Raw genomic sequence first — 15,554 nt, 5'->3', positions numbered from 1 at the left:
GCGACCCTCCCCTGAGCCGGGTGCCATCATATGGCCCGGCCGGGGACGGGGGAACCCGCGTTGTCCCGCTGTGGATACCGAGCGTGCGCGCCGCGCCGGGGTAACCTCAGGTCGCCGGCGTGTCGCTCTCCCGATCGGTGCAGACCTGCCCCGACGTGGCGAACGAGTCGGTCGAGTAGACCGCCAGCACCGTGAAGCAGTAGTCCACCCGCGAGTTCAGGCCGTTGACCGTGTAGCTGGTCTGACCCGGGTCCACCGTGGCCATCACGCCCAGCTTCTGCCCGGCCCGGCCGCCGGCCACCATGAACGACACGCCGCCGTCCGTGGGGTCCGTCCAGCTCAGGGTGATCGTCGCCGATTCGTCCCGCAGCGTCAGGTCGCCCGGCGGGGGGCCGGCCGCGTTCGGCGTGGCCGTCGTGGCCGTCGTGGCTGGCGCGGCCGGCGGCGAGGCGGGTCCCGCCGGTGGCGCCGCCTCCCGGCTGAGCACCAGCACACCCACGCCGATGAGCGCCGCGACGGCCAGGACCGCGACCACCACGGCGACGATCACCGCCGTCCGGCTCCGGCCGCGCTGCTCGGGCTTCGGGATCATCGGGTACGCCGGTGGCGCCTGGTAGGGCGGCACCTGGTGGACCGGCGCCTGGTGGACCGGCGGCGGGTAGGCCGGCGCCTGGTGGGCCGGCGCCCGGTAGGCCGGCCCGGGCGCGGTGGACGGCGGCGGCACCGCCCTCATGGGGAACGTCTCGATGTCCGGCGCCTCGCTCACGGGCGGCGAGGACTGCGGCGGTGCGCTGACGGGTGGGTACCCGGGCGGCGCGCTGACCGGCGGTCCGCTGATCGGTGGCGCGCTGACCGGCGGCATCGGCGGTGCGCTGACCGGCGGCATCGGCGGTGCGCTCACCGGGGGCGCGCTGACGGGTGGCGCGCTGACCGGGGCCGTGGGGGCAGTGCTGAGCGGTGTAGTCGGCGGCGGGGTGTGCGGGGTCGCGACGGCGGCCTCCGACGCCCCGGATGACGCGCTGGTGGCCGGAGTGCCCGCACCGGCCTCGGTCTCCCTCGCGTTGGCGGCGCGGGCGGCCTCCTCGGCGAGCAGGGGCTCGATCTGCCGTACCTGGATCGTGGGGTTGTCCCACCGGGGCCCGTGGGTCGACCGTTCCGGCGTCTCCGGCCCGGCCGACGCGTCGTCGGGCACGGCCGGACGCGGTGCCTCGGCGTCGGGCGTCGGGCGTGCGGTGGGGGCCGACGTCTGGGTGGCGGGCGCCGACGGCTGTGCGGGGGCGGGGGCCCACGGTGACTGCGGCGTCGGCGCCGCCGCACCGCCGGAGTGCTGCGGCGGGACGTGCGGTGGCCGCGCCGGGGTGGGCGACGGCTGCGGTGGCGCGACCGGCGGTGGAGGGGCGGCGGTTTGGGCCGCCGCCGAGGGCGCGCTGTGTGGTGCCGGGACCACCGGGGGCGGCGGGACCTGTTGCGCCGGGACGGCGTGCGGAGCGGCCTGTCCGGTCGCGGCGGCGTGCGGCGGTACGGGCGGAGCCGGGACCCGGGCGGCGTGCGGCGGGTTCGGCATGACGGGCGGGGCCGGGGGAGCCCATCCGCTGTGCGGCGGGCCGGGCACCGGCGGGGGCGGCACCGGCGCGGCGTGCGCCGGCGCGGGCACCGCCGGTGGGGGCGGGACACGGCCGGCCTGCGGACCCAGGTACGGCTGGGCCGGCGGCGGTTGCGGCACCGGGGCGGAGCCGCTGTGCGGCGGGTACGGGGGCGCGGGGGTGTGCGCCGGGGTGGCGGTGGCTTGAGCCGGCCCGGGGGGAGCCGGAACGGTGGGCGGCGGCGCGGTCGGCCGGTGATACGGCGGTGCGGTTGGGCCGGCGGTGACGGGCGGCGCTGGCGGTGCCGTGGGTGGCCCGGCGGTCACGTGTGGCGTGGGCGGCTGCGGGGCCGGAGGCTGCGCCGCCGGGGGCTGTGCGGCCGGAAACCGGGGTGGCTGGAAGTTCGCGGTCGGCTCGTGGGGTCGCCACGCGGTGGAGAGGGCGGCCAGCGAGATGGTCGGCTCCGACAGGGCCGACAGGTCCGGCCGCGGGTCCGGCGGGGCCGGCTGAGGGGCGGGAGCGGCATCGCCGAGATACTGCCGGGCCGTGCGTACGGCCGGATGATCGACACCGAGCACGGCGGGGCCCAGCGAGGCGACGAGGCTGTAGTTGCGGCGCGCCTCGTGCCGGTTGCCCAACTCGTCCGCCACCGTGGCCAGCTCGAAGGAGATCGCCAGCATCAGCGGGTCGGCGGCAGGCCAGCTTCGCTCACCGGCGGCGTACGCCTCCTCGAGCGTCCGGCGGGCGGCGCTCGGGTCGTCCGCCTCCCGGTGCAGACGGGCCAGCAGGTGCGCGGTGCTCAGCACATCCGGGTGGTCCCTGCCGTACGGCGGCCGGGCGGATTCGACGGCGTCGGTGAGCAGCTGGCAGGCGGCGGTCAGATCGCCCGCGGCGCGCAGGGCGAGGGCCCGGTGCTGGACGGCGGCCAACGGAGAGGGATGGGACACGTGGTCATGCTGCCGGGTCTGACCCGCCGGACGCCACCCGGGGCTCGCCGACTGGCGTCGGTCGTCCTGCGTTGTGGGGCAGGCCCGACCTGCGCGGACGCGCCGGCCGGCAGCCGATGTGCATGATCCACCCGGGGCGTGTACAGTAACTCCCCGTGCGGCCCGCCAGAGCGGCCTACGGGTGAGAAGATCACCCAGGTCGGCGCGGTAGGCTGGACGAGCAAGTCCGGGTGGCGGAATGGCAGACGCGCTAGCTTGAGGTGCTAGTGCCCGTATAGGGCGTGGGGGTTCAAGTCCCCCCTCGGACACAATTTAGTACATGATCCACTTGGGGTCGCCTGAGCGGATACCGTGCGGGCCGTCGGCCGGTAGGTCAGGGTCAGCCCCAATTCGCGGTAGATCAATGCCTTATCGGCGGGGTCGGCGTCGCGGAGCACGGCGGTGATGTTTCCCAAGGCCTCTACGACGCGCTGGATCTCGTCAGGACTCATGGTCCGACGTCCGGTGAGGCGACGCAGGGTGGCCTCGGCGGTGACCTGTTCGGGTTGGACGTCGGCGATCCACCGGCTGACGACGGTGGGGTCGGCGCCGCTGTCGAGAGCGGCGCGGTAGCGGTCCAGCCGAGTGGTGCACGTGGTGAGGGTTTCCCGTGCCGCTTTAATCGCCTGTTGGTCGACGTCGTCGTGCTGCGCGTCGGCCATGGCCTGCACAGTTGCGGTGAGTCGGCTGGGCGAGAAGGCTCGGGCGAGCCATGGGTCGAGTTGTTCCAGGATGTGGTCCTCGCGGACATAGACGCTGCGGGGGTGGGCGATGCGGTTGGCGTCGGCGTACTCGGCGGCGTAGGTGCAGCGGTAGTGGTTGCGGTCGTTGTTGAAGCTGCCGATCCTGCGCCGCTGGCAGATGCCGCAGCGCAGGAGGCCGGACAGCACGTAGTTGCGCTTGCTGGCACGCGGCTTTCTGACCCCATCGGGGCGCCTCCCCGCAGTGGCGATTAGGGCTTGCGCGCGGGCGAAGGTCTCGTCATCGACCAAGGGCTCGTGCGCCAGGGCACCCCGAGTAGATCCATTCCTCGGCCGGGTTCCACCGCATCTTTGTCTCGTGCCCGAGGGCGACGCCGTCGACATCGATGAGGATTTCGGCCTTGCGTTGTTTGTTCCAGACCTGCCGGCCTGTGTAGCGGGGGTTGGTCAGGATGACCCGGATGGCGCTCTTGCTCCACGCCGTGGTGGTGCGGTGCGGGTTGCGCCGTCGGTCGTAGGCGGAGGGGGAGAGGATGCCATCGCGGGTGAGTCCTTCGGCGATGGCGAGGATGCCGTTACCGGCGAGGTACTCGGCGTAGATGCGCCGTACGACGGGTGCCGTGAGCGGATCGGGTTCCAGGCGCTGCAGTCGCCGGCCGTCGGCTGCCTTGCTCGGATTCGGGTGGGGGCCGGCGTCAACGAGCCGGTAGCCATAGGGCGGCCGTCCGCCGAGGAACCGACCCTCGGTGGCGGCTTGGGCAGCCATGGCGCTGCGTACTCGCACTTTGATGCGATTACGCTCGCCCTTGCTCATGCCGCCGTAGAGGGCCATGACGAGGTCATGGGCGTCGCTACCCGGATCGACGGCTCCACCGACCTCGGGCACCCACAGCGCGACACCGTAGTGCTCGAACAGAGGGAAGGTGAGGCCGAACTGATTGCCGTAGAAGGCGCGCTGCGGCTCACCGATAACCACGGCGTCGAAGCTGCGGCGTGGGTCACGGAGCGCGGCGAGCAGGCGGGCTGCCTCGCGGCGGCGTTTCCACGGCACTGAGCGGGACAGGCCGACGTCGAAGAACTCGGCGACCACCTGCCCGCGGCTGGCTCGATCAGCGCTCGTGATCGTGAGAGTTGCCAGGCCCGAGAGGCTTCCGGGTCCTGCTGGTCCTCGGTCGAGGCTCGCCCGTAGAAGGCGAAACGAAGCGGCTGAGGAACAAGGCCGCGCATTGGGGAGCCGTGGTTCTTGTTTGTCCATTCCATTGTCATGCTTCCTCGCTCTTGAGGTGACGAAGTCGTTGAGGCGCGGCGAGCAGTATCCGTAGAAGTGCGCGCGCGGCGGCTTGATTAATGTCGGGCGGATCCGTGGGCACGATTACAGTTAGTCGTCGGGGGTCCTGTTTGTGTGTCGCCTGTTCGTTGGGGTAATTGTATTCGGGGTCATGGGAAATCGGAAAATCTGGTTCTTGTGATGCCATAGGCGCTCCGGGGGGTAATGGCCGTCGCCAGACCACCCTCGATCGGGCCTACACCGCTCACCCGGAGCGGTTCACCCGCCGCCCGCGAGCACCCCAGGCACCCGACAGCGCCTGGATCAACAACCCCGCCCGGCAAGAACAACCCGCCCGCTAACGACAACCTGTCTCAGGTTGACTTGACAACTGCCGTGGCACTATTCGTCCGAGGCAGTGGGTAACCAGTTCTACTACGACAGGGGAGTGCGGCGTGACGCCCAATATGTCGGCCACCCCACGCTCGGCCTGTCAGCGTGCAAGTTCGGCAAGACGACCGGGGCCACCTGCGACGAGGTGTACAAGCTCAACCAGTGCCGGGGCATCTACTGCGGCCTAGCGATGACCCATCGCCGCAACGCGGACGGCGGCGACAGCGGCGGCCCTTGGTACTGGGGCACCACCGGCTACGGTGTGCACTCTGGATACAAGACCTACAACCTCTTGAACCGCGACATGTTCACGCCGCTTCAGCAGGTCCACACCACCCTCGGGCTGTTGCTCAAACGTACTGATCAGGGCACCCCTGCCCACAGACACCAGGAGGCGGGCACCGTGCCAAGCCATCTGCGCTCCCGAGTTCTCACCTCCGCGCTCGTCGGGCTCACTCTGCCGGTGGCGTTCCTGTCCGGCTGCGGAGAGGATGCCCCTGGCCGGACCATGGAGGCGGACGGAGTGATCACGTTCGTGGCGCCGGAGGCCGACGGGGGCCAGGACGCCGAGATCATCGGGGAACTGGTGGTGGGCAAGGGCCAGTGCCTGGCCGTGCGGACTGCCGAGAACCAGACGCTGGTCGTCGTGTGGCCGGCCGGAAGCGAACTGAAGACCGGGGGCAGCACCAGGGTTGGGGTGCCCGGCGCGGGCACCGTCCAGGTCGGCTCCACCTTCACCGCCTCTGGCGGCTACGCCACCCCACCACTCGGCAACGGCATGCCCACCATCCCGGAAGCCTGCACCAGTGGCACGGAGGAAGTCGCCGTCATCGACAGCGTCCGGCGCCAGTAAGCACGTCCGACTGGAAACAGATGGTCGTGCTGGTGGCTAGTCGAAGCGTCGCGCCTCTGCTGGTCTGAATTCACGAGCAGGCTGAACCGAGGGCGAGCACCGGCGGTGCTCGCCCTCGGGCGTTTCGGGGGCGAACGGAACGGAAATTGGAAGCCACCGCCCGAACATCGACCGACATCAAACGGACGGCACGCACGGGTCACTCACCACGAAGATCAATGGACCTTAGCGTTGGTTTTCGTTGGAAGCTATGGCCGGGCCCGAAGGTCAACGTCGTGGTGCTCGGCGGCGACGACCGGGGCCGCTACTGGCGGGTGCCCCCGAGTGTGGATCAAGCCGGTCGAGATCGAGAGTGGAAGGCGGCGCTGATCCTTGTCGGCGGGTCGACAACCATGACCGCAGGATAGGTCATTGCATCCGCAGCACGGCGACTGAGGTTCGATGAGGCGGCGCGGACGGCCAGCGGCGGATCCGTGCACTGTTTATCGACGGCTCATGCCGTAGGACGGAGTCGCGTGGATGCCCGTGCCGTACTCGTATCGCAAGCCGGCCTGTGCGATGAACTGCCCGGCGTGCGGCAGCACGGGGTGCGAGCCGATCTTGCTCACGGCCATCCGGCGAATAGCCCGATTGAGTTTGCCGGAGGCGCCTGTTACCGCCGCCCAGTTCCACGCGGCAGGATCACCGAGTCGTGGCACGGTCGTCGCCCATGCCGAGGCACGCTTCTCCGTGTTGTGGTTGGTATGGCTCCATCGCAACTCCTGCGTCCCGACGGATCCGCCGTAGTAGAGCTGAATGAGACCCCAGCCTTCGCAGCAGTACCGGAACGTCGCGTCTCCACGCGCGCCCGGATGAAACTCGATCCGCCTGGCCGTGGGCTCCGGCCCGGACCCGACGACGAACAACGCTAGGTGTCGTCCCCGTGGACCGTTGGTAACGTCAGTGGCGGTTTGGAACTCTCGCAGCTCGCAGTCCGGTTCCGAGTCGGACTCGAAACGCGGAATAAGCCGAGATCGAAGACGGTCTCGAGGACCACGAACCAATCGTCGTCTGCAGCGTAGAAGTCCAGGTTCGGCACCATCTCACTATCCCGGTCGGGGCAACACGACCGCTAGCCACAACATCCGCACATCGGCTACTTGTTTCATTGACCTGCGGCCGTGGCCCGGCCAGGCTTCGGTCGAGGCGCCCGGGCTGTCGCTCTCACATCGGCTGCCCACGCTGGTCGTGTGGCTCTCATTTGGCCTGCTTAGCCCGGGCGTCACCCAGGGCGGGGAGAGGCTCAAGAGGGGTGGTGCGGGACTCGCGGCACGAGCGTGCGTTGCGAGGTTTAGACCGTAGGTGTCTCGATGGAGGTCGCATCGGGCCAGCGGCAGCCTGCCCCGCTGGCCGCCAGAAAACTCAGCGCTGTGGTGGCGGGATGCGGCTACGGTGTCGCCGTGCGCATCACCGGCCGTGGCGTCGAACCGGTCACCGAGGTGACCTACCAGCGGGCGCGGTCTGGCGGCGGCACCGAGACGGCCCGGCTGACGGTCGGACGCCTGGGCGTCGAGGCATTACCCGCCGGCTGCGACGCGGTGCTGGTCACCGGGGATCTGCAGGGCGTGGCGCCGTCGCCGTGGGGCGGCCCGCCCGTGCTGCTGGGCGTCGCGCTGGCTGACTATCTGCCGGTGTGGGCCGAGCAGGGGCTCATCCCACCGTCGGAGCGCCTCGCCGTGGTCCTCGTCGGGGACCTGTACTCCACCGCCCACGCCGACCGGCGCGGCGACTCCGGCGAGGTCGCCGACGTGTGGTGGGCGCTGGTCGCGGTCGGCTGCCGGCTGGTCGTCGGGGTAGCCGGCAACCACGACGTCATCGCCAGCGACCAGCTGGCCGAACTCGGCCCAGCCGCGGCGCTGCTGGACGGAGGCTGGATCGACCACGGCAGGGTGCGCTTCGCCGGCGTCGGGAGCATCATCGGCGACCCGCGCCGGTCTGGCCGCCGCAGCGAACCCACCCAGCTGGCCCGCATCGGCGCCGCGCTCGCCGCCGATCCCGCCGTGCTCGTCCTGCACGAAGGCCCCCAGGGCGAGGGCAACGACCAGCCCGGCCATCCCGCCATCAGCGCCCATCTGCGCACCCAGGCGCCGGCCCTAACCGTGTGCGGGCACGTGCACTGGGAAACGCCCCTGGCCCGCCTCGGCGCCGGGCACGTGCTCAACGTTGACGGCCGGGCCATCGTGTTGACGCATCAACCCGACTGACGACCGATCGCAGGTGACACGGCTACCACCGACCGTTTGCCAATTCACAAAAATCCGCACATCGGCACCGAGCGCCCGGCGCGGCACCGCCCCCGCTCACGTTACGTGACGTGACGTGCAGATTGCAGGAGCTGCGTATGCCGGGCGGCGACTCGGCGAGGAGTCCGGTAGCGGCGGCCGGTGCCGTATGCCGCATGGTGGACCGATCCCGGCCGTTCGGTCAGGCAGGTGGGTCGTCCCGGTAGAGATCCGATTTCACATTTCGACCGCCCCAGCGAGTGGCGGTGAGTTCCGGCCGCCGCCGGACGGGTTTGGGCACCCAGCCGTATCGTCTGGTGTCGGGCGCTTCGTTGTCCCAGTCAACGATCAACGCGAACGGGTCTGGGATGATGCCCGCCTTATCGTCGCAGGTCGTCCGGACGACCATAGGGCGGTGGGTGAGCGATCTGGCGGGAGATGACCCAGTGCGGGGCGGCGTTCCAGCGCTGGACCTCGCGGTGTCGGGTGAGGGTGCCGTCGGGGTCGATGTCGTCGTGGTCGGTGCGGTGCCGGTTCCAGACCTGGCGGCCGGTGTAGCGTGGGTTGGCCAGGATCGCCGCGACCGTGGTCAGCATCCATTGGTGGCCGCTGCGATGCCGGTTACGTGCCGGGTCGGCGCCGGACGGACACGGCACGCCAGCCTCGTTGAGGGCGCGGGCGATGCTGGCCACACTGCGACGGCGAGCCGCTGCTCGAAGATCCACCTCACCCAGTGCGCGGTGGCCGGGTCGGGTTCGAGGCGGTGCAGGCGTCGTCCCCAGGCGGCGTGGGGCCGGTTCGGATGCGGGCCGGCATCGACGAGCCGGTAGCCGTAGGGCGGCCGGCCACCGAGGTACCGTCCCTGCAGCTCGGCTTGGGCGCGCATGGCGGCGGTCGTGCGGTACCGGGCCCGGGACACCTCCCGTTGGGAGTGCACGCCCAGCAGGTCCAGCAGCGCCACCTGTCGAGGGTTGTCGAAGTCCACCGGCCCGTAGGTCTCCGGCAGCCACAGCTGCACGTCGTGCCTGACGAGGATGGGGGTCAGCTGTTCGAGCTGCTGTCCGTGAAAGGCGCGTTCGTACTCGCCCACGACGATCGCGTCGAACCCGCGTGCCGGGTCCGCCACCGCGGCGAGCAGCCGTGCCGCCTGCGGCCGGTCCGGCCAGGCCACCCTGCGGGAAACACCCTCGTCGAAGAACTCGGCCACGATCCGACCATGGGCGGCGATCAGGTCCTCGGCGTAGTGGCGCTGCCATCCGCACGATGACGCCTTGTCCTGAAAGTCGACCGTGGACATCCGGCCGTAGAAGGCGAACCGGATGCCTGGTGGACTTGATGTTGTCGGGCGCCGCGTCCGTTGGCGGCCTCGCTGGTTTGGTTGCCGTATCCACCAGCCGAGCAGGTCAGGGCCGTCGAGTTCCGGCGCGTCTTGCATCAGGGCCCCTCCCCGCGCACCGTTATTGCAATCGTCTGCTCCGATATGGATGGCCAACGATGCTATGGTTCGTGGGACTCGGCCACCCGCAACACCTGTTGGCTCCACCGTGCGGTGGCGGGCCCGGTGGTCGCCTTACTACAACTGTGCGGTGAGCGTTCGGCGAGTTTTCGGTGGGACCGGTGAGATGTGATCACGAGGTGTCACTGCCCGCCTGGGATTCGGCGGATCCTGGCAGGATGATCAGGTGCTCTTCGCCCCCCGCCTTGTGGCGTCGTTCCGCGTGCCGGCGAACGCTCCTCGCGTACCCGATACTCCTCGCACCGTGGACACGCCTGCTGTCCAGCGGTGGCCGCATCGCCGGCTCGTGGTGATCCGTCGGGACGAGGAGTTGTTGGCGTACGACATCGACCTGCTCGTCGCCGGTGACGATGCTCCCGCCGCCCGGTTTCCAGCGCCGTGGCCGCGCGGGGCGGGCGGGGTCGATGCGGTGAGCCCCACCCTCGACCTGGCGGTGTTCAGCGGTCAGCACGCGCTGCACGCGGTCGACGCCGCCGGCGCGCTGCGCTGGACGGTGCGGCACGCCTGCTGGGGATCGCCCTGCTTGTCATGGCACGACTCCTACGAGGAGTACGCGGGCAGCGACGGGCACCGCCACCCCGACCATGGGTCGTGCTTCATCAGCGCGGACGGCTCGACGGCATGGGCGCACGTGCGCACGCCGCTGCCGGATGACGGCGAGTTGGCGCTCGACGAGGAGTGGCTCGCGCTCGACGCCGTCGACGGTCGCGTCCTGGGGCGAGCCCCGACGGACACCGGGGCCGCCGGCTCCCACCACGTCCCTCACCCCGACCCCGGGCAGATGGGTCTGAGTGTCGGGGAGGGCCAGGACGGTTCGCCGCTGCGGTGGGGCCGGTGGGACGGCGATCGGCTCACCGTCGCCCGCATCGGTGACGACGACCGCTGTCTCGTCGATGTCAGCCCGTGCGGGACGCGGTTCCTCACGATCGCTCACTGGGGGAGGCAGCCGGCAATCCACCGTCTTCCCGACGGCGCGGTGACGCACGAGGTCGCCGGCCATCAGATTCCCCCGCACCCCGAGGCGCCGTCGAATGTCGAGGAGGAGCCCTTCTGGGGCTACCAGTGCGGCTTCGCCGACGAGCGCACGGTCATCGCGAGCACCCTCGACGGGCATGGGCCTCCGCGGCACTGGCTGATCGACACGACGCGGGGCGACGTGCTCGGCCAGGTGGACTACCCGATGCCCGTATCGGAGGACCCGATGGCGCTCGGTGACGGCACCTGGCTCACCTGCGGCCAGGACAACCCCTTCCATCTGATGCTGTGGAGCCTTCCCTAGCCTACGCATCGATCTCATACCGGTACCAACGCCGGCGGTCCCCGTCCACCTGCAGCCACAGCATCCCGTCGCGGCCGACCTTTCCACGCCCCCAACCTGACGGTCGTCGGCCGTCCGGCAGCACCAACTGCTCGTGTCCCTTCTCGAGAACGACCTCCCCCTCACGGTAGGCTCGACGGATCTCCCAGAGAAACCCCCCGCCCGCCCGGCGCTGGTCGAAAAAGGCGAACTCGGAGCCCGCGACAGCCAGACCACTGCACCTCGTGACCGTGTTCGGCGTGACCGCCTGGATACCATTCGGGTCGAGCTCGACCAGGGGGAAGTCGGGGTAGGGGCAGGCGTGAACCCGCTCCCGGCCGACATTCAGCGCGTAGCAGTCGCACCAGGCCACCCCCGGGGTGTCGGACGACACCATCCAAGGCTCGCCTCCGGTGCTGTCCCAGCGCGCCAGCCCGATCATGAACCCGTACGAGCGGGTGCCGTCCGGGTTGGCGAACCAGTAGCTCGACTCGTCGAAGTAACTGGTCCAGATGTGCCCGTGGGAATCCGTCACGAGCTGCTCGATCCCGTCGCCCGCGTAGAAGGCTGCCCGGGTCTGACCGCCGCTGTCGAACACCCGAAGGTTCGCGGGGAGGTGGAGTTCATCCTCGGGCACCGGCTCCCCGTAGCGCTCATGGGAGACACCCGGCGGGTCGCAGCGAGCGGACAACAACACAACGCCGTCGCCGAGCGTATCGATACCGGTAAACCAGAGGTCGAGATCGTTCAGCGGGATCTCGCGAACCTCGGCCCCATGACAGATGAGAGCGATCGCATCGTAACGCGGCGGCGGACGAAGCTCGGAGAAGTGTGGGATAGGGACGAAGCCTTGGACGGGATCGGCCACCAGGGCGACGAACCGACCGAGATGGTCGATGGTGGAGGCTATGACCTCAAGATGGGCGTAACGGTCGGGAAGCATCGCGTGGAACGCGAGCCGGCGGTCAGTGGCCATAGGCCTTTCTGGTCGTCATGGTCTGATGATCGCATGGCCGACGCAGCACCTCCACGCCCGGCCCGGCGCGTCCTCGTGGCCACCGGCCTGCGCGACGACCTGCCCGCGATCCCGGGCCTGGCCGAACGGTGGGGCCGGGACGTGCTGCACTGCCCGTACTGCCATGGCTACGAGGTCCGTGACCGGCCGCTTGGTGTGCTGGGCGGCACGGTGGACGCGGTGCAGCACGCGCTGCTGGTGCGGCAGTGGTCGCCCGACGTCGCCTTCTTCGCGCGACCTGAGCCCGGACGAGCGGAAGCGGCTGACCGCCCGCGGTATCCGCATCGTCGAAGGCACGGTGACGCGGCTCGTGATCGACCGTGACCGGCTCGCCGGCGTCGAACTGGACCGGGGAAGCGTTGTCGCCCCGGCGGCGATCTTCGTCCGGCCCCGGTTCGTGGCGAGCAACGGCCTGCTGACCGGCCTGGGCTGCCAGGTGGACGGCAACGGCTGGGTGGTCGTCAACCAGAGGGGCCGCACCAGCGTGCCCGGTGTCTGGGCTGCGGGCAACGCCGTCGACCCGCGCGCCCAGGTCATCACCGCTGCCGGCGCCGGATCGGCGGCCGCCATCGCCCTGCACGCCGACCTGGTCGAGCAGGACGTCCAGCGCGCCATCGCGGACGCCCGCCCGTTCTCGGCCGCACTGGAACGGCAAGTCACCGAGGCCGTCCTCGCCGACCGCCGTCATGGTCTCTGAACCCACAACCATCAATACTGAAGGAGCACTCACCATGTCCGAGGAACCGATCGCCCGCCCGCCGATGCGCGCCGGGCCGCCGCCCCGCCATCACATGGCCCTGATGATCTGGCTGGCCGTCTTCCCCACGCTCACCGTCCTGCAACTGCTACTCGGCGACCTGCTCCAGCACACACCGACGGTGCTGCGCACCCTCGTCCTGGCCACCATCGCGGTGCCGATCGTCATTACGGCCTCCTGCCGCCACTGCAACGCCTGCGCATGTACGTGATCAGCCAGCGAGCCTGATCGAGTGGCCGTCCCGTCGTCACGAGCCCGACGCAACGCTCGGAGCTGCTGGTTTACCTACTCGGTGAATTACTGATCCGGCGTTCCCTCTGCGACGATCCGTCGCGCCGGTTCAGAACCGGTCCACCTCTTCTCGCCAGGCGCCCGCAGGCCCACCTCTTTACCACCTGCACCTGGTGAACGGTTGCCCTCGCGACGATTGACCCGGCCAGCCGAGGCGGCCGCCAACGACCGTGCAAGTTCGGCGGCCGCCAACGGGCAGGAGGTAAAACACGGAGCCCTGCTCAGCGGCCTCGGCGCGGCGATGCTCAGGCCGTTGCACCCCGGTAGCAACGCCGGGTGCCGATCAACCTGTGGGAAGCCCGCCGCGCGGGGCTTGAGCCGACCAGGGGCAGCATCGCCGCGCACTCGCACCGGCTAGATCCGTTGTCCGCCGCACCAGGTGCCGTATCGGTGCGTGACGAAGGGTCGATGGCAGAGGTGGACGACCTGTACGGTCGATCTCGCCCCGTAAGTGCTCCTCGCGCGGACCGGTGACCTGTCGACTACCCGGACCGGCGATTGCGTGGCAGCTCGCGGGCTGACCTTGCGGCTTGCTCGATCGGGAGGCCGTCACCACGTATCGCGGGCCGAGCCGGGATCGCGCTGCGGAACTCGACCACCCGATCGAACAGGCCTGACCGACCCTCGGGGAGCCCCCGGCCACCCGCCCGTAGCGGCGTTCTCGCCGCCGTCTACAGGCGCCGTCGGGTCAGCCGGCCGCGCCGGTAGCGGATCACGGCGTAGCCCAGCGGCAGGGCCAGCACCAGCAGCAGGATTCCGCCCCCGGCCAGGAGGTACGGGTGCGGGGGGCCGAACGATGGGGTGCCGGATTCGCGTACCACGCTGGCCACGGCGAGGTCGGCGGCGACGGCCAGCTCACTGATCCCGGCCGGGGTCTGGAAGAGCAGTTCCGGCTCGGCCGCGCCCCGGCGTAGCAGCACCAGACGTACCGCCTCGGTGTCCGGCTCGTGGTAGGGACCCCGGGCGCTGTCGTGGTCGTCCGGCAGGTCGACTGCTCCCGACCCGGGTACCCCGACCAGTGCCACCGCCACGTCGGCCGACCGCCAGCTGAGGACCTGGACGAACGTCGCCGAGCGCAGCTCGGGGAAGGCGGCGGCGGGCACGGGCTGCCCGGTGCCGACATCGCGGGTCACCAGCCGCCAGGTGCGCGGGTAGCTGGGCAGCGGGCATGCGGCACAGGTGGAGCGTTCCAATGTCGCCACCGACCGGCCGTCGGGCAGCCAGGCGCCGGGCCCGGCCAGCCGGCCGCCGGACAGCGGCAGCTTCCGGTACGGCTCGGCGACCCGGTCGGCACCGGCATCCGCCGTCCGGGCCAGCCACACCTCGTCGCGGACCTGCACGGCGAGTTGACCATCGTTGGGCGAGATCGCGGACCGGCCCGGGGGTACCCACGCGTTGGGCACCCCGACGCGGAGCACCTCCGTGCGCTGCTCCCGGTCGTAGACGCTGACGTGGTCGGCCACGTACCTGCTCGCGTCCCTCGTGGACGTGCTTCCGGCGACGGCCAGCCGCTGCCCGTCCGGCGCGAAGGCGAGCGGATCTCCGGCGGGTGCCGGGCTGGCGTCACCCGTGGTCAGGTCGACCAGTTCGCGGTCACGCCAGACGTACCGCCCGTCCGGAGAGAGCAGTGTCTCGAAGCCGGGCGCCATGAACAGCGACCCGTCGATGACGCGGTACCGGTCCGCGTCGGCGGCCACCACCCCCATCCGCCCCTCGTTCCAGTCGTCGCGCACCGCCGGACCGCTGAAGAGCATCGCCGCGGCGCCGGGTGCGGACTGGCCGACGGTAGCCGTGCGCAGCGGCGGAACGGCGAGCCGGCTGGGTAGCCCAGACGATGCGGAACCGGTAGCCGTGGACCAGGGGGTATCGGCGGGCCGCACGACGTACCCGACGCCGAGCAGCACGAAGACGACGGCAAGCGTGCACGCCACGGCGGCCGAACGGCGTCGGTGCCGGGCTCGCGCCCGGTCGAAGAGATCCTCCGGCACGACCGCCGCCGGCACCTCGTCGGCAACCCGCCGCAGCGCCTCACCAAACTGTCCAGTCATCTGGTCACCTCCTGCGATATCCGACCGACCAGCTCCGCGAGCTCGGGAGCGAGCGTGCGCAGCCGGCCGAGTGCGTGCCGGGTCTGGCTCTTGACCGTGCCGACCGCACAGCCGAGTAGTTCCGCGGTCTCGGGCTCGGTCCGGTCCTCGTAGTAGCGCAACACCAGCACTGCCCGCTGCCGTGGGGTGAGCCGGGCGAGCGCCGCGCGGAGCACCAGCCGCAGCTCAGGGTCGGCGGACGCCGCGGCCTGGTCGGGCACCGCCGCGGTCAGATCCTCGGGTGGCCGCGCCCGCCGCCACCGCCACCAGCTCGCCGACTGTGTGTAGAGCACCCGCCGCGCGTACGCCCCTGGGTCGTCGATCCGCTCCCAGCGCACCGCCACCTTGGCCAAGGCAACCTGTACCAGGTCCTCCGCGTGGTGCCGGTCGCCCGTGAGCAGATAGGCGAATCGGGTCAGCGCGCCGCTCTCGCCGCGCACGAACTCCGCGAACGCGGCTCGGCTTTCGTCATGTCTCAACGGATCGCCCCTCCTCACCTACTCAGACGCCACGGACCCCTGGCCTGGAGGGAACCCCATGGTCTCTG

14 protein-coding genes, 1 tRNA gene and 1 pseudogene are annotated in these 15,554 nt (G+C 70.7%); 7 read left to right on the top strand and 9 right to left on the bottom strand.

Going from position 1 to position 15,554, the window contains the following annotated elements; genetic code table 11:
• Nucleotides 1–106: 106 nt before the first annotated feature.
• Nucleotides 107–2,530, bottom strand: a complete 2,424-nt coding sequence (locus ACFY23_RS31015; RefSeq protein WP_387038979.1) for a tetratricopeptide repeat protein — start codon at nt 2,528–2,530, stop codon at nt 107–109.
• Between the two features lie 224 nt (nt 2,531–2,754).
• Between ACFY23_RS31015 and ACFY23_RS31010 the strand changes: the two genes are divergently transcribed.
• Nucleotides 2,755–2,838: transfer RNA gene (locus ACFY23_RS31010), tRNA-Leu, on the top strand.
• On the opposite strand, the gene ACFY23_RS31005 is transcribed toward ACFY23_RS31010, so the two are convergent.
• Together ACFY23_RS31005 and ACFY23_RS31000 are read right to left on the bottom strand one after the other, a co-directional pair.
• On the bottom strand, nt 2,794–3,654 hold the full coding sequence (locus tag ACFY23_RS31005; RefSeq protein ID WP_387039010.1) for a zinc ribbon domain-containing protein: 861 nt from the start codon (nt 3,652–3,654) through the stop codon (nt 2,794–2,796). The two genes, ACFY23_RS31010 and ACFY23_RS31005, sit on opposite strands and share 45 nt — an antisense overlap.
• The gene (locus ACFY23_RS31000; RefSeq protein ID WP_350819636.1) at nt 3,551–4,360 is read right to left on the bottom strand and encodes a recombinase family protein; all 810 of its coding nucleotides are present in this window, start codon (nt 4,358–4,360) and stop codon (nt 3,551–3,553) included. The genes ACFY23_RS31005 and ACFY23_RS31000 overlap by 104 nt, the downstream gene beginning before the upstream one ends.
• Nucleotides 4,361–5,333: 973 nt before the next feature.
• On the opposite strand from ACFY23_RS31000, the gene ACFY23_RS30995 reads away from it, so the two are divergent.
• Entirely contained in the window at nt 5,334–5,783 is a 450-nt protein-coding gene (locus tag ACFY23_RS30995; protein ID WP_350685542.1) for a hypothetical protein, read from the top strand.
• A 482-nt stretch (nt 5,784–6,265) separates the two neighbouring features.
• Here the strand turns inward: ACFY23_RS30995 and ACFY23_RS30990 are convergent, their stop codons facing one another.
• Nucleotides 6,266–6,688 (bottom strand): hypothetical protein, encoded by a 423-nt coding sequence (locus ACFY23_RS30990; RefSeq protein ID WP_350685535.1) that lies wholly within the window; start codon nt 6,686–6,688, stop codon nt 6,266–6,268.
• Between the two features lie 534 nt (nt 6,689–7,222).
• Between ACFY23_RS30990 and ACFY23_RS30985 the strand changes: the two genes are divergently transcribed.
• Nucleotides 7,223–8,026 carry a metallophosphoesterase gene (locus ACFY23_RS30985; RefSeq protein WP_350819634.1) on the top strand — a complete coding sequence of 268 codons (804 nt, stop codon included), beginning with the start codon at nt 7,223–7,225 and terminating at the stop codon, nt 8,024–8,026.
• Nucleotides 8,027–8,424: 398 nt separating this feature from the next.
• Here the strand turns inward: ACFY23_RS30985 and ACFY23_RS30980 are convergent, their stop codons facing one another.
• Complete coding sequence (locus ACFY23_RS30980; RefSeq protein ID WP_350685532.1) at nt 8,425–8,700, bottom strand: recombinase family protein; 276 nt, start codon at nt 8,698–8,700, stop codon at nt 8,425–8,427.
• A complete protein-coding gene (locus ACFY23_RS30975) occupies nt 8,634–9,536 on the bottom strand; it encodes a recombinase family protein (protein WP_350819632.1) in 903 nt (300 codons plus the stop codon). The genes ACFY23_RS30980 and ACFY23_RS30975 overlap by 67 nt, the downstream gene beginning before the upstream one ends.
• 268 nt (nt 9,537–9,804) lie before the next feature.
• Here ACFY23_RS30975 and ACFY23_RS30970 point away from each other — a divergent pair, with 268 nt between their 5' ends.
• On the top strand, nt 9,805–10,839 hold the full coding sequence (locus ACFY23_RS30970; protein WP_350685528.1) for a hypothetical protein: 1,035 nt from the start codon (nt 9,805–9,807) through the stop codon (nt 10,837–10,839).
• A gap of 1 nt (nt 10,840) precedes the next feature.
• On the opposite strand, the gene ACFY23_RS30965 is transcribed toward ACFY23_RS30970, so the two are convergent.
• The gene (locus ACFY23_RS30965) at nt 10,841–11,833 is read right to left on the bottom strand and encodes a hypothetical protein (RefSeq protein WP_350819631.1); all 993 of its coding nucleotides are present in this window, start codon (nt 11,831–11,833) and stop codon (nt 10,841–10,843) included.
• 33 nt (nt 11,834–11,866) lie between these two features.
• Between ACFY23_RS30965 and ACFY23_RS30960 the strand changes: the two genes are divergently transcribed.
• The 3 genes and pseudogenes from ACFY23_RS30960 (at nt 11,867) to ACFY23_RS30950 (ending at nt 12,857) form a co-directional block, all read left to right on the top strand.
• Nucleotides 11,867–12,196: a hypothetical protein gene (locus tag ACFY23_RS30960; RefSeq protein WP_387039015.1), complete on the top strand. Its 330-nt coding sequence runs from the start codon at nt 11,867–11,869 to the stop codon at nt 12,194–12,196.
• The gene (locus ACFY23_RS30955; protein WP_387051326.1) at nt 12,111–12,569 is read left to right on the top strand and encodes an FAD-dependent oxidoreductase; all 459 of its coding nucleotides are present in this window, start codon (nt 12,111–12,113) and stop codon (nt 12,567–12,569) included. The genes ACFY23_RS30960 and ACFY23_RS30955 overlap by 86 nt, the downstream gene beginning before the upstream one ends.
• Before the next feature lie 34 nt (nt 12,570–12,603).
• Nucleotides 12,604–12,857, top strand: a pseudogene (locus ACFY23_RS30950) (hypothetical protein).
• A gap of 734 nt (nt 12,858–13,591) precedes the next feature.
• On the opposite strand, the gene ACFY23_RS30945 reads toward ACFY23_RS30950, so the two are convergent.
• Complete coding sequence (locus ACFY23_RS30945; protein WP_350819630.1) at nt 13,592–14,968, bottom strand: hypothetical protein; 1,377 nt, start codon at nt 14,966–14,968, stop codon at nt 13,592–13,594.
• Nucleotides 14,965–15,486 (bottom strand): SigE family RNA polymerase sigma factor, encoded by a 522-nt coding sequence (locus tag ACFY23_RS30940; protein ID WP_350685206.1) that lies wholly within the window; start codon nt 15,484–15,486, stop codon nt 14,965–14,967. The genes ACFY23_RS30945 and ACFY23_RS30940 overlap by 4 nt, the downstream gene beginning before the upstream one ends.
• Nucleotides 15,487–15,554 lie beyond the last annotated feature (68 nt).

Origin of the sequence: Micromonospora sp. NPDC000121, from assembly GCF_042899165.1 — a bacterium.
Classification (GTDB): domain Bacteria; phylum Actinomycetota; class Actinomycetes; order Mycobacteriales; family Micromonosporaceae; genus Micromonospora.
The sequence above is the reverse complement of the archived record's forward strand: the minus strand, read 5'-3'. Positions and strand labels throughout refer to the sequence as shown.

What these genes read in the sequence shown, in the direction of transcription:
- ACFY23_RS31005 (WP_387039010.1), bottom strand. Translation starts at nt 3,654, where the DNA reads ATGTCGACGGCGTCGCCCTCGGGCACGAGACAAAGATGCGGTGGAACC.
- ACFY23_RS30965 (WP_350819631.1), bottom strand. Translation starts at nt 11,833, where the DNA reads ATGGCCACTGACCGCCGGCTCGCGTTCCACGCGATGCTTCCCGACCGT.
- ACFY23_RS30960 (WP_387039015.1), top strand. Translation starts at nt 11,867, where the DNA reads ATGGCCGACGCAGCACCTCCACGCCCGGCCCGGCGCGTCCTCGTGGCC.
- ACFY23_RS30945 (WP_350819630.1), bottom strand. Translation starts at nt 14,968, where the DNA reads ATGACTGGACAGTTTGGTGAGGCGCTGCGGCGGGTTGCCGACGAGGTG.